At 63.3% G+C, this 23,061-nt stretch carries 19 protein-coding genes and 1 pseudogene; 14 read left to right on the top strand and 6 right to left on the bottom strand.

Annotated features, from left to right (window positions below):
- Nucleotides 1–903, bottom strand: a complete 903-nt coding sequence (locus MKK62_RS08505; protein ID WP_240261497.1) for a DUF1707 SHOCT-like domain-containing protein — start codon at nucleotides 901–903, stop codon at nucleotides 1–3.
- A 94-nt stretch (nucleotides 904–997) separates the two neighbouring features.
- Here MKK62_RS08505 and MKK62_RS08510 point away from each other — a divergent pair, with 94 nt between their 5' ends.
- The 8 genes from MKK62_RS08510 to dnaB all read left to right on the top strand — a co-directional run bounded on the left by MKK62_RS08510 (nucleotide 998) and on the right by dnaB (nucleotide 10,640).
- A complete protein-coding gene (locus tag MKK62_RS08510) occupies nucleotides 998–1,432 on the top strand; it encodes a DUF5318 family protein (RefSeq protein ID WP_240261496.1) in 435 nt (144 codons plus the stop codon).
- Nucleotides 1,425–3,932 carry a transglycosylase domain-containing protein gene (locus MKK62_RS08515; RefSeq protein WP_240261495.1) on the top strand — a complete coding sequence of 836 codons (2,508 nt, stop codon included), beginning with the start codon at nucleotides 1,425–1,427 and terminating at the stop codon, nucleotides 3,930–3,932. The genes MKK62_RS08510 and MKK62_RS08515 overlap by 8 nt, the downstream gene beginning before the upstream one ends.
- Nucleotides 3,929–5,545, top strand: coding sequence for a glycosyltransferase family 87 protein (locus tag MKK62_RS08520; RefSeq protein ID WP_240261494.1), 1,617 nt, complete (start codon nucleotides 3,929–3,931; stop codon nucleotides 5,543–5,545). The genes MKK62_RS08515 and MKK62_RS08520 overlap by 4 nt, the downstream gene beginning before the upstream one ends.
- 165 nt (nucleotides 5,546–5,710) lie before the next feature.
- Nucleotides 5,711–6,001, top strand: coding sequence for a 30S ribosomal protein S6 (gene rpsF, locus MKK62_RS08525; RefSeq protein WP_240261493.1), 291 nt, complete (start codon nucleotides 5,711–5,713; stop codon nucleotides 5,999–6,001).
- Between the two features lie 108 nt (nucleotides 6,002–6,109).
- Nucleotides 6,110–6,628: a single-stranded DNA-binding protein gene (locus MKK62_RS08530; protein WP_240261492.1), complete on the top strand. Its 519-nt coding sequence runs from the start codon at nucleotides 6,110–6,112 to the stop codon at nucleotides 6,626–6,628.
- 36 nt (nucleotides 6,629–6,664) lie between these two features.
- A complete protein-coding gene (gene rpsR, locus MKK62_RS08535) occupies nucleotides 6,665–6,919 on the top strand; it encodes a 30S ribosomal protein S18 (RefSeq protein ID WP_240261491.1) in 255 nt (84 codons plus the stop codon).
- A 30-nt stretch (nucleotides 6,920–6,949) separates the two neighbouring features.
- The gene (gene rplI, locus MKK62_RS08540; protein WP_240261490.1) at nucleotides 6,950–7,408 is read left to right on the top strand and encodes a 50S ribosomal protein L9; all 459 of its coding nucleotides are present in this window, start codon (nucleotides 6,950–6,952) and stop codon (nucleotides 7,406–7,408) included.
- Nucleotides 7,409–8,015: 607 nt separating this feature from the next.
- A complete protein-coding gene (gene dnaB, locus MKK62_RS08545) occupies nucleotides 8,016–10,640 on the top strand; it encodes a replicative DNA helicase (protein ID WP_240261489.1) in 2,625 nt (874 codons plus the stop codon).
- 1,080 nt (nucleotides 10,641–11,720) lie between these two features.
- Here the strand turns inward: dnaB and MKK62_RS08550 are convergent.
- Complete coding sequence (locus tag MKK62_RS08550) at nucleotides 11,721–12,407, bottom strand: FMN-dependent NADH-azoreductase (RefSeq protein WP_240261488.1); 687 nt, start codon at nucleotides 12,405–12,407, stop codon at nucleotides 11,721–11,723.
- Between the two features lie 425 nt (nucleotides 12,408–12,832).
- Nucleotides 12,833–13,423, bottom strand: a complete 591-nt coding sequence (locus MKK62_RS08555) for a CGNR zinc finger domain-containing protein (RefSeq protein WP_240261487.1) — start codon at nucleotides 13,421–13,423, stop codon at nucleotides 12,833–12,835.
- 447 nt (nucleotides 13,424–13,870) lie between these two features.
- Between MKK62_RS08555 and MKK62_RS08560 the strand changes: the two genes are divergently transcribed.
- Nucleotides 13,871–14,347: a nitroreductase/quinone reductase family protein gene (locus MKK62_RS08560; RefSeq protein ID WP_240261486.1), complete on the top strand. Its 477-nt coding sequence runs from the start codon at nucleotides 13,871–13,873 to the stop codon at nucleotides 14,345–14,347.
- A gap of 589 nt (nucleotides 14,348–14,936) precedes the next feature.
- Here the strand turns inward: MKK62_RS08560 and MKK62_RS08565 are convergent.
- On the bottom strand, nucleotides 14,937–15,644 hold the full coding sequence (locus MKK62_RS08565; protein WP_240261485.1) for an SDR family oxidoreductase: 708 nt from the start codon (nucleotides 15,642–15,644) through the stop codon (nucleotides 14,937–14,939).
- Between the two features lie 678 nt (nucleotides 15,645–16,322).
- On the opposite strand from MKK62_RS08565, the gene MKK62_RS08570 reads away from it, so the two are divergent.
- The 4 genes from MKK62_RS08570 (at nucleotide 16,323) to MKK62_RS08585 (ending at nucleotide 18,782) form a co-directional block, all read left to right on the top strand.
- A complete protein-coding gene (locus tag MKK62_RS08570; protein WP_240261484.1) occupies nucleotides 16,323–16,634 on the top strand; it encodes a DUF1330 domain-containing protein in 312 nt (103 codons plus the stop codon).
- Nucleotides 16,635–16,698: 64 nt separating this feature from the next.
- Entirely contained in the window at nucleotides 16,699–16,986 is a 288-nt protein-coding gene (locus tag MKK62_RS08575; RefSeq protein ID WP_240261483.1) for a DUF1330 domain-containing protein, read from the top strand.
- 913 nt (nucleotides 16,987–17,899) lie between these two features.
- Complete coding sequence (locus MKK62_RS08580) at nucleotides 17,900–18,349, top strand: DUF5078 domain-containing protein (RefSeq protein ID WP_240261482.1); 450 nt, start codon at nucleotides 17,900–17,902, stop codon at nucleotides 18,347–18,349.
- 109 nt (nucleotides 18,350–18,458) lie between these two features.
- The gene (locus MKK62_RS08585) at nucleotides 18,459–18,782 is read left to right on the top strand and encodes a PaaI family thioesterase (RefSeq protein ID WP_240264235.1); all 324 of its coding nucleotides are present in this window, start codon (nucleotides 18,459–18,461) and stop codon (nucleotides 18,780–18,782) included.
- Nucleotides 18,783–19,382: 600 nt separating this feature from the next.
- On the opposite strand, the pseudogene MKK62_RS26565 reads toward MKK62_RS08585, so the two are convergent.
- Both MKK62_RS26565 and MKK62_RS08595 read right to left on the bottom strand, forming a co-directional pair.
- Nucleotides 19,383–19,940, bottom strand: a pseudogene (locus tag MKK62_RS26565) (UbiX family flavin prenyltransferase); the annotation flags it as partial.
- A 154-nt stretch (nucleotides 19,941–20,094) separates the two neighbouring features.
- Complete coding sequence (locus MKK62_RS08595) at nucleotides 20,095–21,636, bottom strand: UbiD family decarboxylase (RefSeq protein ID WP_240261480.1); 1,542 nt, start codon at nucleotides 21,634–21,636, stop codon at nucleotides 20,095–20,097.
- 343 nt (nucleotides 21,637–21,979) lie between these two features.
- On the opposite strand from MKK62_RS08595, the gene MKK62_RS08600 reads away from it, so the two are divergent.
- Nucleotides 21,980–22,972, top strand: a complete 993-nt coding sequence (locus MKK62_RS08600) for a quinone oxidoreductase family protein (RefSeq protein WP_240261479.1) — start codon at nucleotides 21,980–21,982, stop codon at nucleotides 22,970–22,972.
- Nucleotides 22,973–23,061: the final 89 nt, after the last annotated feature.

The following is a 23,061-nucleotide window of genomic DNA, read 5'->3' on the forward strand; positions in this document are numbered from 1 at the left end:
CTACGACAAGTCCACCCGCTTGATCGTGCCGTCGCCGCCGAACATGATCATGCCGCTGCCGTAATCGCTGGAGACGTGCAGCGACAGCGACAAGGCTCCCGGCGTGACGGGCCGCGGGGCGGGTTCGATGATCAGGTAGCTGCTCTTCACCTCGTCCCGCTTGATGTGCAGCGTGTCGGGGGCGCCACGCATGATGCCCACCGCGGTCGGGATGTCGAACGCGCTGAGGTCCACCGGGTCTGCCGCGTCGGCGCTGCTCTTGGCCTCGTTCGTCGGGTCGTCCCAGCCGCCGCGGTAGTCCGAATCCAGTATCCGCCGGTCGTCGGCGGGGTCTGGGCGGTCGAAGGAGGCGTACGTCGGATACACGACCAGTCGGTAGCCGACGACATTTCCGAACCGTTTGCGCGCCTGCTCGATCAGGCCGGTAAGTCCGCCCACGGAATGCAGCTGGGTGGGCGGTCTCAGCACCACCGGCGCCACCCCGTCCGGCTTGGCGCCGGGATCCGAGGCGACCTCGAACGGCGAAGTGGTATCGCCGTAGATGCCCCAACCGATTCCGATCCCGGCCAGCAGGCCCGCGGACAATGTGATCGCCAGGGTAGAGAGTCCGGCACGTCGGATCCGTGCACCAAAGCGGCCGGTCAGCCCGCCGTGTCCGTCGGCGGATTGGAGTGCCGGCCCTGGGCCGCCGTCGGACTGCAGATCTTCGACGAGCCGCCGCAGGTCTCCCAACGTGACTGCGTTGGTGGCCGCGCCCACCCGCTCGCGGTGCTCTTCCATCGACAGCTCGCCGCTGCTGAGGGCGTCGTCCAGGAGCCGGCAGGCTTCCTGCCGGTCAGCGTCCCGCGCACGGGTCCCCGAGGTGACGCCGCGAGCGGCGGGCGCTCCAAGCCACTTAGCCACGCGCTGATCCTAGAGCCGAGGTCAGCGCTTCGTGGCCGGGAAACGTGACCGACCTACCTCTCCGCACCGCCCGAGCGGACGTACTCTGGTCATCGTGCGGTTGCAGCGACAGGTGGTGGATTACGCCCTTCGGCGGCGCTCGCTGCTCGCCGAGGTCTATTCCGGCCGCACGGGTGTCACCGAAGTGTGTGACGCCAACCCCTATCTACTGCGGGCCGCGAAATTCCACGGCAAGGTCAGCTCGGTGATGTGCCCGATCTGCCGCAAGGAGCAGCTGACGCTGGTGTCGTGGGTCTTCGGCGACCACCTCGGCGCGGTCTCGGGGTCTGCGCGGACTGCCGAAGAGTTGGTGTTGCTAGCCTCCCGGTTCGAAGAGTTCTCCGTACATGTGGTGGAGGTATGCCGAACCTGCAGCTGGAATCACTTGGTCAAGTCGTATGTGCTCGGCGCGACACCGGCGGCGCGTCCGCCGCGCAAGTCACGCGGCACCCGGACGGCGCGCGACGGCGCCCGCACGGCAAGTGAATAACGAAGGGCAGCAAGACCACTCAGCCGCTGACGCCCCGAAAGGGTCAGGGGCCAATGGCGGGTCGAGGCAGCCGCGACGGGCCCCCGCCCGACCATCGGTGCCCGCCGACGACAGGCTCACCACCATCCTTCCCCCGGTGCAGGACGAGGCTCCGAATCGGTTCCGGGATCCGATCGACGCGGTCAAGGCCGCGCTGGACGGCCGGGCCCAGCAGCGCGCCACGGCCGACCCGCGCGACCCGCTGGCGCTGGCCTCGTCGGCGTTGAACGCCAAGTCGCCGCCGCGCAAGCCGCCCGCCGGTGGTGGCCCGCCGCCGCCCGCCGGACCGCCGAAGGGCCCGCGGCGCGGGAAGCCACCGCTGCCCGACTGGGCTCAACGCCTGGACTGGGACTGGCTGGAGCACGTCAACTGGACGTGGGTCAAGCGCGGGCTGCTCGTCAGCGCCGTGGTGATCCTGCTGTTGCCGATCGTCACGTTCGCGATGGCCTACTTCATCGTCGACATTCCCAGGCCCGGAGACATCCGCACCAATCAGGTCTCGACGATCCTGGCCAGCGACGGCTCCGAGCTGGCCAAAATCGTTCCGCCCGAAGGCAACCGGGTCGACGTCAACCTCGACCAGGTGCCGGTGCACGTCCGGCAGGCGGTGATCGCGGCCGAGGACCGAAACTTCTACTCCAATCCGGGCTTCTCGTTCACCGGTTTCGCACGGGCGTTCAAGAACAACATCTTCGGCGGCGACACCCAGGGTGGGTCGACGATCACCCAGCAGTACGTCAAGAACGCCTTGGTCGGAGCTCAGCGCGCCGGGGTCGGTGGTCTGATCCGAAAAGCCAAGGAACTCGTCATCGCCACCAAGATGTCGGGGGAGTGGTCGAAAGACGATGTGCTGCAGGCCTACCTGAACATCATTTACTTCGGCCGCGGCGCCTACGGGATCTCAGCGGCGTCGAAGGCCTACTTCAACAAACCCGTCGAACAGCTCACCGTCGCCGATGGCGCGCTGCTGGCCGCGCTGATCCAACGGCCCTCGACATTGGACCCCGCGGTCAACCTCGACGGCGCCAAAGAGCGGTGGAACTGGGTGCTCGACGGCATGGTCGATGACAAAGCGCTGACGGCGAAAGACCGCGCGGCCCAGCAGTTCCCGCCGACCGTGCCGCCCGAGCTGGCTCGCGAGCAGAACCAGACCACCGGACCCAACGGGCTGATCGAGCGTCAGGTAACCAAAGAGCTGATGGAGCTCTTCAATATCGACGAGCAGACGCTCAACACCCAGGGACTGCAGGTGACGACCACAATCGATCCGACGGCGCAGAAGGCCGCGGAGGACGCGGTGGCCAAGTACCTCGCCGGGCAGAACGCCGACATGCGCACGGCGGTCGTCTCGATCGATCCGCACGACGGCGCGGTCAAGGCGTATTACGGCGGCGCCGACGCCAACGGGTTCGACTTCGCCCAGGCCGGATTGCAGACTGGGTCGTCGTTCAAGGTGTTCGCTTTGGTCGCCGCGCTCGAACAGGGCATCGGCCTGGGCTACCAGGTCGACAGCTCGCCGCTGACCGTCAACGGCATCAAGATCACCAACGTCGAGGGTGAAGGCTGCGGGGTCTGCAACATCGCCGAGGCGCTGAAGCGGTCGCTGAACACGTCCTACTACCGGTTGATGCTGAAGCTGAAGAACGGGCCGGAGGACGTGGCTCAGGCCGCTCATCAGGCCGGTGTCGCCGACAGCTTCCCGGGTGTCTCGCACACGCTGTCCGAGGACGGCAAGGGCGGCCCACCCAACAATGGGATCGTGTTGGGTCAGTACCAGACTCGGCCGTTCGATATGGCCTCGGCGTACGCGACGCTGGCCGACTCCGGCATCTACCACCGCCCGCATTTCGTGCAGAAGGTGGTCAACAACGAGGGCAAGGTGCTGTTCGACGCCGCCACCTCCAACAACTCCGGTGAGCAGCGGATCCCCAAGGACGTCGCCGACAACGTCACCGCGGCGATGCAGCCGATCGCGTCGTATTCGCGCGGTCACGCTTTGGCCGGTGGACGACCGTCGGCCTCCAAGACCGGAACCACTCAGCTCGGCGACACCGACGCCGACAAGGACGCCTGGATGGTCGGCTACACCCCGTCGCTGTCGACCGCGGTATGGGTCGGCACCGTGAAAGGTGACGTGCCGCTGGTCACCAAGGGGGGCGCGGCGGTCTACGGCTCCGGCCTGCCCTCCGACATCTGGAAGGCGACGATGGACGGTGCGCTGAAGGGCACCAACAACGAGTCGTTTCCCAAACCCACCGAGATCGGCGGATCCGCCGGCGTTCCCGCCGCGCCACCGCCACCACAACCGCCACAGATGACGGTCATCCAGCCCACAATGGAGATCGCGCCCGGCATCACGATTCCGATCGGTCCTCCGACGACCGTCCCGGTGGCACCCGTGCCGGTGGGCCCAGCCCCGGCGCCGGGAGGCCCTGAGCCGGGACCGCCGCCCCCGCCGTGACGGATCGCGCCGACATCTCACCGCGGCCCCTGGCCGACGACTTGCGCTCCGCCGATGACCGGGATTGCCCCAGCCGCAACGATTTTCTGGGCGCCGCGCTGTCGGGCGTCGTGGGCGGTCCGGTGGGACGGCACGCGATCATCGGGCGAACGGCGTTCATGACGCCGCTGCGGGTGATGTTCCTGATCGCGTTGGTGTTCCTGGCGCTGGGTTGGTCGACCAAGGCGCCCTGCCTGCAGACCGTCGGCACCGGGCCTGGCGACCAGCGCGTCGCCAACTGGCAGAACCAGCGGGCCTACTACGAGCTCTGCTATTCCGACACCGTGCCGCTGTATGGCGCAGAATTGTTGAGCCAGGGTCTTTTTCCGTACAAGTCGAGTTGGATCGAGAAGGACGGCAGCGGCAAGCCGCAGACCCGCTATGACGGCAAACCCGCGGTGCGTTACATGGAATATCCGGTGCTCACCGGGGTCTACCAATATGTGTCGATGTCGTTGGCCAAGACTTACACGGCGCTGAGCAGAATGATCCCGCTGCCGGTCATCGCCGAGGTGGTGGTGTTCTTCGACGTGGCCGCGCTCGGGTTGGCGTTGGCTTGGCTGGGAACCTTGTGGGCCACCGCTGGCCTGGCCGGGCGGCGGGTGTGGGACGCGGCGCTGGTCGGGGCGTCCCCACTGGTGATCTTTCAGATCTTCACCAATTTCGACGCGCTGGCAACGGCGTTGGCGCTCGGCGGGCTTCTGGCGTGGGCGCGGCGACGGCCGGTGCTGGCCGGTGTGCTGATCGGTCTGGGCGGCGCGGCCAAGCTGTACCCGCTGTTGCTGCTCGGACCGTTGCTGGTGCTGGGCATCCGTGTCGGACGGTTGCGTGAGGTGGCCCGCACCGCGGCCGCGGCGGTGGTGATGTGGCTGCTGGTGAATCTGCCGGTGCTCGTGCTGTTTCCGCGTGGGTGGTCGGAGTTCTTCCGGCTCAATGCTCGTCGCGGTGAAGACATGGATTCGCTGTACAACGTGGTCAAGTCGTTGTCCGGGTGGCGAGGATTCGACACCGATTTGGGTTTCTGGCAGCCGCCGACGAACCTGAACCGCGTTGTGCTGGCCCTGTTCGTATTGTGTTGTCTTGCAATTGCTTACGTCGCGCTGACGGCGCCGCGCCGGCCCCGGTTAGCTCAGCTGGCCTTCTTGGTGGTGGCGGCCTTCCTGCTGACCAACAAGGTGTGGAGCCCGCAATTCTCGTTGTGGCTGGTGCCGCTGGCAGTGCTGGCGCTGCCGCATCGGCGAATCCTGCTGGCGTGGATGACGATCGATGCGCTGGTCTGGGTGCCGCGGATGTACTACCTCTACAGCGTGCCCGATCGCGGGCTGCCGGAGCAGTGGTTCACCACGACGGTGCTGCTGCGTGACATCGCGGTGGTGATTCTGTGTGCGCTGGTGGTCCGCCAGATCTACCGGCCCGCCGATGACCTGGTCCGCTGGGACGGGCGCATCGACGATCCGGCCGGCGGCGTGTTCGACCGCGCCCCCGACGCGCCACCGGCGTGGCTGCCGGAGTGGTTGCGACCCCTCGGCCTGCAGCGGGTCGAGCGCGCACCTGCGGCATCGACTGTGCACTGACGGCGCCGACCCGCCGAAACCGCTGGCGCAGTCAGTCGCTGAGCAGCGATTTCGCAAGCTCGCCGACTGTCCGGTAACCTACGACGGTTGCCGACGCAGGCGACCCTCCTGCCACGGAGAAATGAGCCGTGGCCGCAAACGACCATAGGAGGTGATGAGGTTCCCATGCGTCCATACGAAATCATGGTCATCCTCGACCCCACTCTCGACGAGCGCACTGTTGCTCCGTCGCTGGAGACCTTCCTCAACGTTGTCCGCAAGGACGGCGGTTCGGTGGACAAGGTCGACATCTGGGGTCGGCGCCGGCTGGCGTACGAGATCGCCAAGCATGCGGAAGGCATTTATGCGGTCATCGATGTAAAGGCCGCCCCCGCGACGGTGTCCGAGCTCGACCGTCAGCTCAGCCTGAACGAGTCGGTGCTCCGCACCAAGGTGATGCGCACCGACAAGCACTAGACCTGTTGGCGATTGGCCGCAGCACGTCCGAGCCGTTGCGTAGGCTCAGCGTGACTTGAGCGGATTCGCCGATTCGGAGCTTGACCCATATGGACCTAGGAGGTCTCAGTGGCTGGTGACACTGTCATCACGGTTATCGGAAACCTGACTGCCGATCCCGAACTGCGTTTCACGCCGTCGGGCGCGGCCGTCGCGAACTTCACGGTGGCGTCGACCCCGCGGACGTTCGACCGTCAGACCAACGAGTGGAAGGACGGCGAAGCGCTGTTCCTCCGCTGCAACATCTGGCGTGAGGCTGCCGAGAACGTGGCTGAGAGCCTCACCCGCGGCTCGCGCGTAATCGTGAGCGGACGGCTCAAGCAGCGTTCGTTCGAGACCCGCGAGGGCGAGAAGCGGACCGTCGTCGAGCTCGAGGTCGACGAGATCGGCCCGTCATTGCGTTACGCGACTGCCAAGGTGAACAAGGCCAGCCGCAGCGGCGGCGGTGGTGGCGGCTTCGGCGGCGGCGGAGGATCGCGCGCCCAGTCATCCCAGGGCGGCGGAAGTAGCGCCGGCGGCGACGACCCGTGGGGCAGCGCCCCGGCATCGGGCTCGTTCGGCGGCGGCGACGACGAGCCTCCCTTCTAACAAACTTGCACTAACGACAGAACGAAAGAGAAAGACATGGCGAAGTCCACCAAGCGGCGCCCGGCACCGGAGAAGCCGGTCAAGACCCGCAAGTGCGTGTTCTGCTCCAAAAAGGGCCAGGACATCGACTACAAAGACACCCAGTTGCTGCGTACCTACATCAGTGAGCGCGGCAAGATCCGCGCCCGGCGGGTGACCGGCAACTGCGTCCAGCATCAGCGCGACGTCGCGCTCGCGGTCAAGAACGCCCGCGAGGTTGCGTTGCTGCCCTTCACCTCGTCGACGCGTTAATCGCGGTACGCAGAAACGGAATCAGCAGACATGAAGCTCATTTTGACTGCCGACGTGGACCACCTCGGTTCCACCGGCGAGACCGTCGAGGTCAAAGACGGCTATGGCCGCAACTACCTACTGCCGCGCGGCCTGGCGATCGTCGCCTCGCGCGGGGCGCAGAAGCAGGCCGACGACATTCGTCGCGCCCGTGACACCAAGCAGGTCCGCGACCTCGAGCACGCTAACGAGATCAAGGCGGCCGTCGAGGGACTGGGCCCGGTGTCGCTCGCGGTGAGGACCGCGGGCGACTCGGGCAAGCTGTTCGGCTCGGTCACGACGGGTGCCGTCGTGACGGCCATCCGCAAGGCCGGTGGACCCAACCTCGACAAGCGCGTGGTGCGTTTGCCCAAGAGCCACATCAAGGCAGTCGGCACCCATCCGATTACATTGCACGTGCACCCCGAGGTGGACGTGAAGGTCGAGCTCGACGTCGTCGCCGAGGCCTGAGCGTCTCAAACCCGTAAACCCCGGTGGCGGCCGAAACGGCAGCCCCGGGGTTTTTCACGTCCGCATAGCGAACTCCTAGGCGCCAGCAACCTTTAGCGAACGTTACCGTCCGTTAACGGTGGTAATCATTGGGCGCAACACAACACGCCCGAAACGGCAACCCCGCCCGACACGCCGTAGATATTCCTATGCACACGAAATATGCAGGTGTGTGGTCCGCTTATCTGCAGTGATGTAGCAACGACGCATATTGCTCCACAGGTTCTCCACACCCCCTCAACACGGGCGCGGACGGATATGCACACACCATGCACAGGGTTATGAACAACCGCGTTTGTCGTCGCCGCCAGCAACCTTTAACGTCGACCCGTCGTGAGGTGATGCTGGCGTTCGAAGACCGGCTCGACGGCTCGCGGTGGGTGTCCCGCCGTCCGCGAGTTGAGTCGGTTACGAGGGCGAAGGCCGTTGATCCGCTTGGGGTGGGGACCCCCCTTCGTGGGGTGAATCAAGCGGTTCGGCTGAGTCGAGCGATGTCGGTGGTGTGGCTTAACGTCATGCCGCCGGTGTCGAATGCGCGTTCGAACGTCGTGGAGGAGGCGGGAGTTTAGTGGCTGTCGTAGATGACCTGGGTCGACCGGATACCGAAGCACCGAGCGAGGACTACGGCCGTCAGCCGCCGCAAGATCTGGCGGCCGAGCAGTCGGTGTTGGGCGGCATGCTGCTCAGCAAGGACGCCATCGCCGATGTGCTCGAGCGGCTGCGGCCCAGCGACTTCTACCGCCCGGCCCACCAGAACGTCTACGACGCCATCCTGGATCTCTACGGCCGCGGAGAGCCGGCCGACGCGGTGACGGTCGCGGCCGAGTTGGACCGCCGCGGGCTGTTGCGCCGGATCGGCGGGGCGCCATATCTGCATACCTTGATCTCGACGGTGCCGACCGCCGCGAACGCCGGCTACTACGCCGGAATCGTCGCGGAGAAGGCGCTGCTGCGCCGGCTGGTCGAGGCCGGGACGCGAGTGGTGCAGTACGGCTACGCCGGGGCCGAGGGTGCCGATGTCGCCGAGGTCGTCGACCGCGCGCAGGCCGAGATGTACGAGGTCACCGAACGGCGGATGTCGGAGGACTTCGTTCCGCTGGAAGACCTGTTGCAACCGACGATGGACGAGATCGATGCGATCGCTTCCAACGGCGGGATTGCGCGCGGTGTGCCAACGGGTTTCACCGAGCTCGACGAGTTGACGAATGGTCTGCACGCCGGTCAGATGATCATCGTCGCGGCTCGACCGGGTGTGGGGAAGGCGCTGGCGTTGGATACGCCGCTGCCGACGCCCGACGGTTGGACCACGATGGGCGAGGTTGTCGTCGGTGATGAGCTGATCGGCGCCGACGGGCAGCCGACGCGGGTGGTCGCCGCGACGGAGGTCATGTTGGGCCGGCCCTGCTACGAGGTGGAGTTCTCCGATGGCACCGTGATCGTCGCCGATGCCGAGCATCAGTGGTTGACGGACACCCGAGCGTCTCGCAAATCGGCTCAGGCTGCGGCGGCGGGTTACAACCGCTACAAGAACCAGAGGACCTTCGCGGCGGTGCGGACGACGGCAGAAATCGCGACCACCGTGCGGTGTGACACCGCAGACAGACGACTGAACCATAGTGTTGCCAACGCGTCCGCTATCGATCTGCCGGATCGCGAATTGCTGATTGCGCCATACACATTCGGGGCGTGGCTCGGCGACGGGACTAGCGCTGCTGCGCAGATCACCTCGGCGGATCCTGAGATCATCATGCGGATCGAAGCCGAGGGCTATGTCGCAGTGCCATCGGCGTCCGCGCGCTATCGTTACCAACTGCGCTTAGCACCAGGCGGCGAAATTCCCCACCGTCACTGCGTGGTATGCGGAAGCGAGTTCGTTCCGCAAACGAGCCAGGTGCGAACCTGTGGACGGTCGTGCGGCGGTCGTGCCCGGTTCATTTCCGCTGCAGTGCCAAAGCCAACCTGCGTTCGTTGCGGATGCCCGTCGACCGGCATGCGGCTGTGCCAGCAGTGCCACAGCTCAGTCGGCACGCTGCAGGCGCGTCTGCGAACCATCGGAGTGCTTGGCGAAAAGCACATTCCGGTCGACTACCTGCGTGGCTCGGTCGTGCAGCGGCGAGCATTGCTCGCAGGCCTGCTCGATACCGATGGGACTGTGACCGCCCGCGGCAGTGTGCAGTTCTCGGTGACCAGTTACCGACTGGCCACCGATGTCGCCGAGCTAGTAGTCAGCCTTGGTTACCGGTGCCAAACTTCGACAAAGCGCGTGGCAGGCCGCCAGGAATCATCCAGCACCGCATACACGCTGACCTTTGCCACGGACGATGAGGTATTCGGGCTGCAGCGGAAGGCGTTGTTGCACAAGGAACGTCGTCGAGCTGTTAACACTGCGCGTTCGGCTGCGCGATACATCGTCGATGTGCGTCGGATCGATAGCGTGCCGGTGCGGTGCGTCGAAGTGGCCAACACCGACCACATGTACTTGGCGAGCCAAGCCATGGTGCCAACGCACAACTCGACGCTGGGTCTAGATTTCATGCGGTCGTGCTCGATCAAGCACCGGATGGCCAGCGTCATCTTCTCCCTGGAAATGAGCAAGTCCGAGATCGTCATGCGGCTGCTGTCGGCCGAAGCGAAGATCAAGCTCGGTGACATGCGCTCGGGCCGGATGAGTGACGACGACTGGACGCGACTGGCCCGGCGGATGAGCGAAATCAGCGAGGCGCCACTGTATATCGACGATTCGCCCAACCTGACGATGATGGAGATCCGCGCCAAGGCACGTCGTCTCAAGCAGAAGGCCGACTTGCGCCTGGTCGTCGTCGACTACCTACAGCTGATGACCTCCGGCAAGAAAGTCGAGTCGCGTCAGATCGAAGTCTCAGAGTTCTCCAGGCATCTCAAGCTTTTGGCTAAAGAGCTCGAGGTTCCCGTGATCGCGATCAGCCAGCTGAATCGTGGTCCCGAGCAGCGCACCGACAAAAAGCCGATGCTGTCGGACCTTCGCGAGAGCGGGAGTTTGGAGCAGGATGCGGACATGGTCATCCTGCTGAACCGGCCCGACGCATTCGAGCGGGATGACCCACGCGGTGGCGAGGCGGATCTCATTGTGGCCAAACACCGCAACGGCCCGACCAAGACGGTCACCGTCGCGCATCAGCTGCACCTATCGCGCTTCGCGAATATGGCGCGGTAGGTGTAGGTTCTCAAATAAAGTGGCCACTTCTCATTCAATTGGCCACGCCGTGGCCAATTGGCCAATTTGGTGAGACGAGTAGCGCCGAAGACCCGTTAGATCCACAACCAGAGGGGCTCGTGTTTGCGCTTTCACCAGTGACGGCGCTCGAGGGAGCTGCGGCGTCAAGCCCCTTTCGCAGGGAACGAGCAGTTCTGCAAACTGAGCGGTATAAGGTCACGAACTCGAAAAATGAGGTGACCTTTGTGTTAACGCGTTGGGGGACAGGCGTTTTAGTGGTGAGACCTTGGTAGCTTGTCGTAGAAGAATGGTGTTGGGGCAGGCCACTGTCCGGAAAAAGGGGCGCGATCGACATCGACGGCAAGGGTTCAACCATTAATGCCACCCAGCAGATCAACCTCTTGGAAGGCGCGCCACGGTGGCGTTTCACGGCGAGGTGCGTGCGTGATGTTTACCTGGACGACGGGTGCCGGTGTGTTTGTGCAGCGAGGTCTGTGGATCGCGGCTCAGCAGCAGATCAAGGGCCGAGACACAGTCGGCGATCACGGCGTCGACGGGCTCGCCATGTTTGGTCCGAGGGCTGGCCGACCACAGCAGAGCGCGGTCTTAGACGTATGCGATCCAGGCGTGTACGTCCGGCAGCGCAGACGGGGAGCTCGAGTGCCTCGATGAGCATGTCCGCGATCAGCTAGCGCAGGGTGTCCGAAGGCGATTCAGTCTCACCGAGTTCAGCGGACTGACCGAAGAACGCCACTGCCGGGCCCACATCCGGCCGTACCGCTAAAACCCTTCAGCCGCAGCCACACTCGACACCGCCACGCAGACCGCGAGCCACACCGGCATCCAGGAGGCCGGCGGTCGTAGCGACAGCTCAATTCCCGGGGCTAGTGCGGGCGCGCCGGCATGGCAGCGCCCGCGGCGTTGTGCCACACCGGGCGGTGAACGCCGCCCTAAACGTGCTCCAACGACGCAAAACCCGACCCGATCGCGATGTCACTGATCGACATCTGCCGCACGCCAGATTGTGAAGGCGACCGTGCGCCGCCTCAATTCGCTGCGCAGCTCGGAAAGCAAAAGCACCTAGTCGATCTGGGAGCGGCCGCGCGGCGTCCGACCAGCTATCCCCATCGCCGCGATCTCGCGGCTGTGGCGCTTAGCGAGCTCGAGGGCGTCGCCCTTGGCCTTTTCCAGACCGCCAGCGGGATCCGGAGTCAAGATGGTCGGCTGGTACCGGATGTCATCGACGTCGGTGACGCCGGCTTCACGTAGCCAGTCGTGCAAGTACGTGCCGTGGTGGTCAATGCCGAAGGTGTCGGCGACACCGGGCGCGAACACACCGGAGGTGAGGACCAGCGTTGCATGCTTGCCCGTGACCAGGCCGGTGTAACCCTGCTGCGGGTTCAGAGTCCAGGTCACGCCCGGCTGGTGGACGATGTCGATGTAATGCTTGAGGCGGTAGGGGATCCCGCTGTTCCACATCGGCACCGCGAACAGATAACGGTCTGCCGACAAGAACCTCCCCGCGATCGCCGTGACTTCGTCCCAGGCGGCGCGCTGCACGGCGGTGAACTCCTGGCGCGCGATGACCGCCATCTTGGCCGCCACCTTTGCTTGGTCGAACGGCGGAAGCTCCTCGTGCCAGAGATCGAAAGCGTCGACTTCGAGGCCGGGAATGGCGGCTTGCAGCTCGGCCAGATAGGTCTCGCTGATGTGCCGCGACGACGAATCAGCCTCGCGGGGGGAGGCTTCGATGTAGAGAAGTTTCATCATGCTCCTTGCTGTGCCACGGTCGCCCACGGGCAAACACGTTGTCGTTCAATGGATATAGCTCGGTAAGAAATGCGCGCACGAATCGCTGCATCGTGTGGCCGTCACTATCAGCGCGCGCTGATGTAGGTGCGAAACAGATTGTGCAACTGCCGGTTTAGCAATACAGTGGTCGCCCATACGTGCGACGATAATGGAGCCTGCGCATCTGCCGATATCAAAATACTTGCCAGTGTGCGGCTGCTTGGCGCAGATCAGTTAGATCAGTACGGCTGCATGCTGCTGACCGCGAATCGGCACACGATGCGTTGCGCGATGGCCGCGTCGTACAGTCGCTCAGTTCGGCGAGATCCTCACCGGCAGAAGCTAAGTCCTTCGTCACAATCCGATGCCTCCCGCCCCTGAGCGCGGACGGGCGAAAACGGCTAGCGGCCGGTGGCGGTGGTCATCCTCTGCCTTCCCTGCTGCTGGCGTTGACGAAGCGACCGCATCGCGGCACGCGACGAACAGGTCGACGAGCAGTACCGTTGCCGGCCGCTTTTGGTATGGTCAATGAAACCTTTTTCGCACGGTTCGCACGTGCACACCTTCAACCTGTTCCAGGTACCGCGCCCGACCGCCAGTTGCCCAGCAGCCAGTACCGCTCCCAACGCACCGGCTACCCCCCGGCCATGCCCGGTAACCTCTGAGTCGTGCGCTGCCAGCGTGACCTTCACTGGATACAGCTCACCAGCATGTGCCAAAGAGTGCTCGGCTTCCTCAAGTTCCGACTCGCTGAGGCCGGCGTGCTCTGAATGCGCCTTCATCACAGTCACCAGCGCCGCCCGCAGCTCGCGCGCGGCGGCGGCCCCTGACTCGCTGACGGGCTCGTCGCCGAGCAGGCCTCGCTCGCGTGCCCACGCCGAGAAGTCATCTGCGGTGCCGAACTGTTCACAGAGCCCCAGCGGTTCGTACGATCGTGTGTTGACAAATTCCAGTACGCCCTCGGCCGGGTCATCGCCAGCCTGTGATGCCATCCGTCAATGTTACTTCCATTATCAGATAATCAGTCACTCTAAGTAGCGTGAGCTGGCAAAATTGCGCTGACGTGCTGCCAGAAGGTGTATGCGAGCAATGCGGCAACCGCTGCTGCTTGGCCGACTTCGCTAATCGTTGTCTGAGGGTAAACGTCGGACACGTCTGTCGGATCGGGAAATCACGTTGCAACGCACTGCCTGTCGCTTGGCCGCCGAAGTTTCTGACAGCGCGGGCCGCAACGCCGCCGATAGCGTTGACGTTAAGTGTGGACACATGACGCCTTGAGCGACGCCCAACCCGGCGTGCGCAAGCGGTCCAGCGTATGTCCGGTCTTAGCGTGGCTCAGTTTCACGGGAAGGAGGTCTCAGGTGGCCCATCTCTTCCGGACGTGGCGCCGCGGAGTGACCAGTGCCCCATGCCCTCCGACGAATCAGGAAGGATCCACCATGAGCGAATCTGATGGCACCCCAGTGCAAATCGCTGCCTTCACCCGGAGGGCCTCGCAAGATGCATCGCTACTTAAAACCCTCAATGACGGCGTTTCCGAGCAGCTGCGTGCCAACGACGGTGTCGTTGTGGACGGCCCGATGGCCGGTGTCCCGCTGTTGTTGCTGCACACTGTGGGCGCGAGGTCTGGTGCATTCCGGGTGAACCCGTTGGTGCAGCTGGATTATCAAGGTCGCTGGTTCGTCGTCGGATCCTTCGGCGGACTCGACAAAGACCCGGCATGGGTGCACAACCTGCGGGCCAACCCCCACGCGCGGGTCGAGATCGGCGCCACAGTGCACACCGTGACAGCACGAGAACTCTCCATGCCTGAACGCGATGAGATCTGGGATGCGCTGGTCGTCATGAATCCCACCTTCGCCGAATACGAAAAGACTATGACCCGGGTCATGCCGGTGTTTGAATTACGTCGCTAGTCGCACTTTGTTGGCGCTCGGCAGACGCCCGCCGACCACCTCGGGGAAAAGATGAATCCCGAACTCGCGAAGGCCCTGCGTCGAACGCGCGCCATCGTGAGTTCGTCCCAAAGGCGTCGTCGGTGTGTTAAGACCGTGGAACGCGCCTCTACTCCATCATCCTGCTCCTGGCGGCGTCGGCGCAGTTGGGTAACGGGGCCATCATCAAGCCCTCCGACCTTAGCCCAAAGACGCTGGGAGTTACTTTTGTTGAGCGGACAGCTCCACCCGCTACCGTCCCCACCGCAAGAAGCGACGAACTGTTGCGGCAGAAGCGCTTTCGCGAACCTGAGGTTGATGGTAGGTGCGTGCCACGCGGCACACCGGGCGGCACGGTGACGTAACGAGCTCCGCGTAACGTCTGCCGAGCGCAAAAAAGGCCACGTGCAACTACGCAGATCGACGGTGGCGCGTACATGTGTACCGGTTCGGATCGGTACTACGAGCCGCCGATCGTTCCCCGCTACTGATTCCGAAGCGCGTGTGGGTTGCCCGATAACCTCGGCTGATACCGCGCAAGAATGGACGTGATTGCGGTGCCCACCATCCCTTAGCCGTTGAGAATGGCGGCGTACCGGGAAGGCTCGGAAGTCAAAGTGTTCTTGATGGCGCGGCTGACCTCGTCGACCAGCACCTCACTCAGGTCAGCCTCCAGCCCGTTGATCGCGGCGGTGACCACTTGCTCGGGGTCGACTTTGTCGAGCGGAAAATTCGCGCCTAGTGACGTGTTCACCGGCCCGGAATGCAGTCCGACTACCAAAGTGCCTTGACTCTCAAGTTCAAGGCGCAGCGCATCGGTGAGACTCCACGCCGCAGCTTTGGCGGCGCTGTAGCCGGCCATATTCGGGAAGGAAAACCAGGACACCGCAGAGAGCGCGTTGACGATCGCGCCACCTCCATTGCGCCGAAGGATCGAGGCGAACGCTTCGGCGAGATTGATCGGGCCAAACACGTTAACTTCGAACTCGTCGCGGATTTTTGACAGGTCGCCGCCTACGAGCGGTTGAGCAAACAACACCCCTGCGTTGTTGATGATGATCTGCACGTCGCGGGCTTGCTCGGCAGCCGCGGCCACCTGGGCCTGGTCGGTCACGTCCAAAGCGAGCGGGATCACGTTATCCGATGCGGGGAGCGCATTCGTACCCCGGTCTCCGGCATAGACCTTAACTGCTCCACGCTCGCGCAGTTGTCGGACCCATTCTGCGCCGATACCTCGGTTGGCCCCAGTTACCAGCGCCACTGATCCCTCAATTTTCATAGAAAATTCTTCCCTGTAGCAGTTGTTGTGACGAGGCCCTCCGGCATCGCCTACGCCGTTTGCAACGCTGGCCGTCTCACCGTGCCAACCGAGCGCGCCCATCTTCAGTCCGTTACAACGTGTTTGACGTTAGGCGAGCCCGAATAGCCAGCGCTATCAAATTTTTAAGTGCTGCAGATCTCATCACCTCCTGTTACGTGACGTGTGCGAGCCGCGTTCGCAAACTCCGATCCGTTGTTTTGTCTCAGAGCCCGTCGCTCGCCAAATCAGCACGGCCGCCGCAGTTCAAAGGCGTGCGCGCGGGCCAGTTCGGCGGACGACTCGCGGCTGGGGTTGGCGCTGCCCTTCCAGGGTGGAGTTGCGCGGTGGTGCGCAGACAATCAGTCGACCGCTGCTGGGTTCGTCGATGACGCTGCATCGTGGCCAGATCGAGCAGCGACGCAGGGCGCCACAAGGCACTCTCCGATCGGGTAGGTCGCGCCGGTGAGGTCCATTGAAACACTGTATGTGCAAACAACTCTCATCAACAGCGGATCAGATACCGCTATGACCCAACGAGACGACTGGCAAAGATTGTGATAGCAGCAGTCCCCAGAAACTCGCTAACCTAGCGTGACAGTCGTGCCGTTCAGTCGTGGCGCAATCGAGACGCCGTCAAATCACTAGAGAGGAAACGCATTGGGGGCCTTCGTTGTCTTCACCACAGGCAAGGCGGTAGGCGACAACGAAGTCGAGAACTACCTGCACCGTATGAAGCCCAGCTTCGAGCCATACGAAGTCATCGTCCGTGCCCCCCGCCCACCATCTGGCAACAGCGGTCCTCACCAGCCACGAATGGTGGTCGTCGAATTTCCCACCCTCAAAGAGGCTGCTGACTGGTACGCCGGCGAGTCTTTCCATAGCATTCGCGATCCTCAATTTCGAGGAGTCATCTACAGCCAGAGTGCATTTGAATCCATCGACGGCGTTGACGGATTCGTCTACTCGTGACGGCGAAATAAGTGCCCGTCCTTCACGAATCAGCGACGGACAAAACGACAACGGAGAGGCGACATTGAGCGCGTACGCAATCTTCATCCGACAGCAAACGCATGATCCCGCGTCGCTGGCCCACTACGCCGACGCAGTCGCCACTCTTCTAGAAGACCACCCAGTCAAAGTGCTTGCGTTATACGGCAAGTGCAACGTGCTCGAAGGCGACCTTGTCGAGGGTGCGGTGATCCTCGAATTCCCCACCCTCGAAGCCGCGAAAGCCTGGTACGGCAGCGCCGCCTACGCGCAGATACTCCCTCTTCGCCTCGACGGCGCGACGTACTCTAGCTTCATCGTAGAAGGTATCTAGGGCAGATTTCCCTTATCCGGCAACGGCCTACGCGCGTAAGGGCGCCCATCAGTTCTGCACAGCCGCGATGGTCATCGCCACCTAATGGCCGCTAATCAGATTGACGAACCAGGGCCAAGTTGGTGCCCGCGCAGTGGTGCCCGCCGCGGGATCATCGGCGTGAACGACGATCATGCGGCGGAATCGGCAAGCAGACAGGGCGGCCAAGCACCGATCGCGGGCGATGAGAGTTTCGCCGGCTGACCAAGTGCGGCGCACAGCGAACTCGTACTGGAGTGAATTTGCCGGGTCGCAGGATGATTCACGATGCGGCCGGCGTTGTTGACCGATGCATGTCAACAACCGGCGGATCTCTGACCGACTCGCCGCAGCAAAGAAGGAATTGCGATGCGATGACGATCGAAGGGCGTTCGACTGCAGAAGAGACTGACATTGGCGAACCGAGTTGTGCGGTGTTGCTAGCAGGACTTTGGCGACTGGTCGATGGCGAGTTCGACACGGCGACATGCACACGGCCACATCACCATCTGGTCCGATGCTCGGAATGCCGCGCTCAACGTAGCCTGGCAGTGCGCTTTAAAGCGTTGATCGCCAGTCGATGTCGCCCAGAGCCGCGACCGCCGAACCTGCCGCCGCTCAGTTTGCCGCGATAGACCATGATCGGATCGGTGATGCCTGATTCTCAACGGTATTCGGCTCCATCGACAGCTCGGCGCGTCCAGCCAGACGTTTCGCGTAATGCGATCGAAAGCGTCGTCCTGGGCGACATGGGTGAGGAACCGACCGGCTTGATTTTTTGGTAGCGCCTGCGGCTGTTGGCTTCTTAGCATGCGAGAGGCGTGCTTGCGGTGCGCCGTCGGGTAAGTTCTCGCGGTCGGTTTGACGCCACTGCGGGTTGTCTGGTGGAGGATGGATGGTTCGTCGTGTCGTAGCGGTGATCTCGTTAATCGTCAGTATTGCAGCGGTATTCGCTGTTCCGGCCTGGGGCGATTCGACTGAGGACTTCCCGATTCCGCGTCGGATGATCGTGACGTCGTGTGACGCCGAGCAGTATCTGGCTGGCGCCCGTGATACAAGCCCGGTGTATTTTGATCGTTACATGGTTGATAAGAGCCACCGTCCTGTCGATGTACAGCAGGCCGCGATCGACCGGATCCACTGGTTTTTCTCTCTCGATCCCGCGGGTAGGCGCCAGTATTCCGAGGACACCGCCACCAACATCTATTACGAGCAGGTGGCGACACGATGGGGCAATTGGGCCAAGATCTTTTTCAACAACAAAGGCGTCGTCGCGAAGGCCACCGAGGTGTGCATGAACTACCCGCGCGGGGACATGTCGGTGTGGAATTGGCTAAGTCAGTAGTTCACCAATGAGCGAAAAGATCGAACTCCCCTTGCCCGGCCTGCCCGGCCTCCTGCAGATGCAAATGCGCCGCGCCGGGTCTGATGCGTCGGTTGAGATCCAGGGCTCGATGGTGGTGCGTGACGAACACTTAGCGCCGTCGGGGTATCTGCACGGGGGAACGGTTGTCGCCCTTGCGGACACAGCGTGCGGTTACGGTTGCCTTGGTTCGCTTCCCGTTGGTAGGACTGGTTTCGTCACGATCGAACTCAAGGCAAATTTCTTGGGTACCGCGCGGGTCGGGGACACTGTGGAAGTCCACGCCTCCGCCGTGCATCGTGGCGGGAGCACACAGATCTGGGACGCGAATGTCTCCCGTCGGCGGCCCGGGCGAGACATGGCGGCCGCCATCGCAATTTTTCGGTGCACCCAGTTGCTCCTGGAGCCTCGTTAAGGTAGCGCAACTCGGAATCCGGGTGGGTAAGTCGATTTCGATATCGTGGTTAAGCGCCCTCACAGCGTGGTGCGGTCTGGATGACGCCGCAAGGGCGGCCGAGGATGGCTCGGTATCGCATTTCACGGTGCACCGACGGGTTTGGGGCGGGGGCTTGATCTGGAAACACAAGACTGGCCCGCGCCGCGTGCGTGTTGATCGGCTTCATGCGGAGGGCGTAGCGGCGTCGGCGACCTGGCGGACCGTGACGTCGCGGCTTGGGCGAGGTGTAGGAGCTCAAGGTAGTGCCGCGCGGTTGAAGTGCCAGGTGTGCGGCGGGCGCCTTACCAGGGGGTGAGGCGGTGTGGGCGGCTGGAACGCGGCGACGTCGCCAGTGGCGATGACGACGACGCGCCCCGTGTCGTTGTGATAAACCCGCACCTCAGCGTGAGGGTCGGCGGCGTCTAGGTGGTCGAGCAGTTCGGTCTGTGTCCACTGGCGAAGTTCATCAATGGCGTTGTCTGCGACGGCTTCCCACATCATCGTGTCCGGTGAGTGAGAGCCGTCGTGGTCGGCAGGCGCAGAGGTAGAGCGGTGCTTATTGCTACGGGGGTCGTGCGGTAGTCCGGTCCAGCGTTTGTCGTAAATGACGTTCAACCCGAGTTGGTCGATGGCGCGCACCGTGATGTGGTGGATCATGTCGTCCAAGCTGTCGGGGTGATGATAGAACGCGGGCATCGGTGGGCAGATGGAAACGCCGAGCCGGGCAAGTTCGAGCATGTTGTCCAGATGGATTGCGTTGAGCGGTGTTTCGCGTGGCAGCAGTACCAGGTTGCGGCGTTCCTTGAGGATCACGTCGGCGGCGCGAGTGATGAGGTTGTCGGCCAGACCATGTCGTATCGCCGCGAGGGTACGCATTGAGCAGGGAGCGACGATCATTGCCTCGACGCGAAACGATCCTGACGACACCGCGGCACCCTGGTCGCCCTCGCTATAGGTCACGTCGGCCAGTGACTGTACATACTTGGCGCTGTAGCCGGTTTCGGCGTTGATATTCATCCGTGCCCACCGCGACATGATCAAATGTGTTTCAACGTCGGGGATTTCTCCGAGCCTTTCGAGCAGCCGTATCCCGAAGATCGCTCCGGTAGCACCGGTGATCGCGACTATTACGCGCACGACAACCTCACGGTTTCATCGAGCGGGAGGATATGGCGGCGCGGAGCTATGGCCGTGTAGTCATGCTGTGTCGCAGTATTGCGGTGTAGGGCCGGGCTCGGTGACGGGCCCGGCCCGGCCGGGGCTTGTGAGGCTTGAGGGTGCCCGGTGCGCGTCACGATGGGGCGGGGTATCCGTAGGTGGTCCACTTGCCGAGGACCTTGTGGCGCAGTTCAGCGGGAAAGTTATGCCAGAAGTCAGCTTTGACAGGCCGGTCCTGTTCGGTCCATTCGTCACGGTGTAATCCGACCAGGATGGCCTTGGCGGCGCTCATAGATCGTTTTTCGGTGCTCGTGAGGTACACGATGAGCGGTACGGCGACCTGATCGTGGATGAAGATGGTGTCGTCGACTGGATGGACGCGGGTGGATAGCGCCCACAAAACGTCGCCATCGTCGGTAGGGTCAACGTCGTCTTCGACCACGAGGATCCGAGGCGCGACCATTCCGGGCTTGGTTCCCATCACGTGAAGGCCGAGCTTGTGGGCGAATTCGTGACGCGAGGTGATTCCCGATAGTTCGCGCCAGTTGATTGGCACGGTGATCACCAGGAGGTGGTTGGCGCCTTGGAATGGCAGATACACACCGGTGACGGGAAAGTCGTGCTTGCGCAAGTCGGCCAACATGACTGCGGAATTGCTGATGCCCCAGACGGTGTGGTCTTCCTCAGCGGGGTAGCCCGCGGCGACGACGGGCAGAATCGCGTTGTCGCGATGGCTGATTGCGGTGACGTGGTAGACCGGTTTGGCGGAGCGGCCCGCCGGGAGGAGGTAACCGGGGTACTCCGACATCGGACCTTCTAGGGCGGTCTCTTCGATGCTTACCCAGCCCTCGATGACGATCTCTGAGGAGGCGGGCACGTGCAGGTCGTTGGTGTGGGCCTTGACGACGTCGATCGGCTTTTTGAGGTAGGCACCTATTGCGCCGGCCTCGGAGATATGGTCAGGAAGTGGCGCGCCGGCGAAATACGGTACGACCGGCTCTTGGCCCAGTGATAAGGCGAACGGCATATTTTCGCCGCGCTCTTTCCAGACTCCGAAGATCTGCCCGAGATGTTGCATGGGTTGGAACAGCCCAACCATGGTGTTTTTGTCGCGCAACGCGATTCGGGAGATCGACCAGTTGGTCCATTCTCCGTCGGGATGTGGGGCGACGATGGTGCCGAAGGTGTTGATGAAGCGGTCACCGTCGCCGCAGTGGATTAGTGGGGTGGGCAGCGCGAACAGATCGATGTCGTCACCGGTCACGATGTTGGCTTGGAATGGGGCGTTGTCGACTATGCGCGGTGCGATGGGTGGGGCGTCGACCACGCGGGAAAGAGCTTCGACGATGTCAGTGCCGGTCGCGGTCACGGGCAGACCTAGCGCAATAGCGGCGCGGATAAGGGCGCGTCCGGGCAGTGCGCTGACCCCGCCGGGGGCGCCGAGTACCCGAAATCCTGGTTGAGAGTCGTTGATGCGGTTGAACAGTGGCGCTGGAGCCCCGGTTTCGAGGACGTGGCGGATGATTGCGCCGATCTCAAGGTTCCAGTCGACAGGTTCGTCGATTTCGACCAGGTCGCCGTGCTCGCGCAGTGCGGTGATGAACTCACGCAGGTCTTTGAGGTGCTGAGGTGTGAAGCCCGGATCGGTATACCGGCTCGGGGCTGGTGAACCCACGTGTGTCACAGATCCTTCCTTTCTCTGTAGTTGATCATCGGCGCGCGGCGAGCAATGAAGGGTTCAGTTCGTCGCGAGTGCACGGGTACATCGCGAAATCGCGAGTGCTGAAGATCTCGAGTGTTCATAACAGGGCTTGTTTCCGCGGACGGCATATCCAGCGAATGCTATTCGGGGTGAATCGGTGGCGCTGTCAAGATTTTCGGCATGCGCTGCGAAAGATGGGCGATGAAGATTGTGATAGCGCAGCGTGGGGGGGCTGGGTAGTGATGCAGGGTGTGCCGCGCGCATCAAACCGATGAGTGACGGCGTGCACAGAATCGATGTGAGGGAGGACGCGGTTGTGAAAGCGTGGTTGTGGGACGGGGGAGCGGGACTGGACCACTTGCATGTGCAGCAGACGGCCGATCCTGTTCCCCAACCCGGCGAGGTTGTGCTCGAAGTGCACTACGCAGCGCTCAATCCCGCCGATCGGATGCTCGCCGAACGTCGTTACCCCTATCCGGTCGATCCGCCGCTGCCGCACGTGCTGGGCCGCGATGGCGTTGGCACCGTCATTGCCGTCGGTGACGGCGTGACTGATGTGTCGGTGGGCGAGCGGCGCGTCATTCTGCGTGGCGACACCGGCGTCAATCGGTGGGGCACGTTCGCCGAACAGGTGGCGCTGTCAGCGAGCACCCTTGTCGAGATTCCCGAGGGCTGGACTGAAGAACAAGCGGCGGGAGCGACGTTGGTGTATCTGTCGGCTTATCACGCCCTGACCATGTGGGAGCCGCTCAAGGAGCACTCGGTCGTGCTGGTCACTGGTGCCTCTGGCGGGGTGGGCTTGGCCGCCGTGCAGTTAGCCGTCGCGATGGGCCATACGGTGGTGGCGCTGACCCGCAGCGAGGACAAACAGCGCCGACTCCGCGAGGTGGGCGCTGCTTATGCGTTTAATCCCAATGACCCGCAGTGGGTTTCCCTTGCCGAAGACGCGCTAGGCGGACGCGGGGTCGATTTGGCGGTTGAGACGATCGGCGGCCCGCTGTTCCCCCAAGTCATCGAAACCATGGGCGAGCTGGGTCGGCTCAGCCTAGTCGGCGAACTCGGCGGCCCAGTGCCCAATTTCTACACCGGGACGTTGTTTTCGCGACGTCTCAGGATCGGCGCCATGGCACTAGCCGGCTACACCTCCGAACAACATCACACGGCCTGGCGCGAACTGCTGGCAGTGCTGGCGGCCTCGTCGGCCCGCCCCCTCATCGATCGAGTATTTCCGTTCGACCAACTCGTGGATGCCTTCGCACGCCTCGCCGAAGGCCCGTTGGGCAAGGTGGTCGTCAATATCAAGGCTTGACCATGCCGTGATACGTGAAAGGTGACGGCGCCGATTGACGCCACGGCATGAAAGCAGTTGTCGGCGTTGATGGTTGGTGATCCAAGATC

This window comes from Mycobacterium paraterrae (assembly GCF_022430545.2).
Classification (GTDB): Bacteria; Actinomycetota; Actinomycetes; order Mycobacteriales; family Mycobacteriaceae; genus Mycobacterium; species Mycobacterium paraterrae.

What these genes read in the sequence shown, in the direction of transcription:
- MKK62_RS08555 (WP_240261487.1), bottom strand. Translation starts at nt 13,423, where the DNA reads ATGGCATCACAGGCTGGCGATGACCCGGCCGAGGGCGTACTGGAATTT.
- rpsF (WP_240261493.1), top strand. Translation starts at nt 5,711, where the DNA reads ATGCGTCCATACGAAATCATGGTCATCCTCGACCCCACTCTCGACGAG.
- MKK62_RS08585 (WP_240264235.1), top strand. Translation starts at nt 18,459, where the DNA reads ATGGTGGTGCGTGACGAACACTTAGCGCCGTCGGGGTATCTGCACGGG.
- rpsR (WP_240261491.1), top strand. Translation starts at nt 6,665, where the DNA reads ATGGCGAAGTCCACCAAGCGGCGCCCGGCACCGGAGAAGCCGGTCAAG.
- MKK62_RS08550 (WP_240261488.1), bottom strand. Translation starts at nt 12,407, where the DNA reads ATGAAACTTCTCTACATCGAAGCCTCCCCCCGCGAGGCTGATTCGTCG.
- MKK62_RS08560 (WP_240261486.1), top strand. Translation starts at nt 13,871, where the DNA reads ATGAGCGAATCTGATGGCACCCCAGTGCAAATCGCTGCCTTCACCCGG.
- MKK62_RS08565 (WP_240261485.1), bottom strand. Translation starts at nt 15,644, where the DNA reads ATGAAAATTGAGGGATCAGTGGCGCTGGTAACTGGGGCCAACCGAGGT.
- MKK62_RS08580 (WP_240261482.1), top strand. Translation starts at nt 17,900, where the DNA reads ATGGTTCGTCGTGTCGTAGCGGTGATCTCGTTAATCGTCAGTATTGCA.
- rplI (WP_240261490.1), top strand. Translation starts at nt 6,950, where the DNA reads ATGAAGCTCATTTTGACTGCCGACGTGGACCACCTCGGTTCCACCGGC.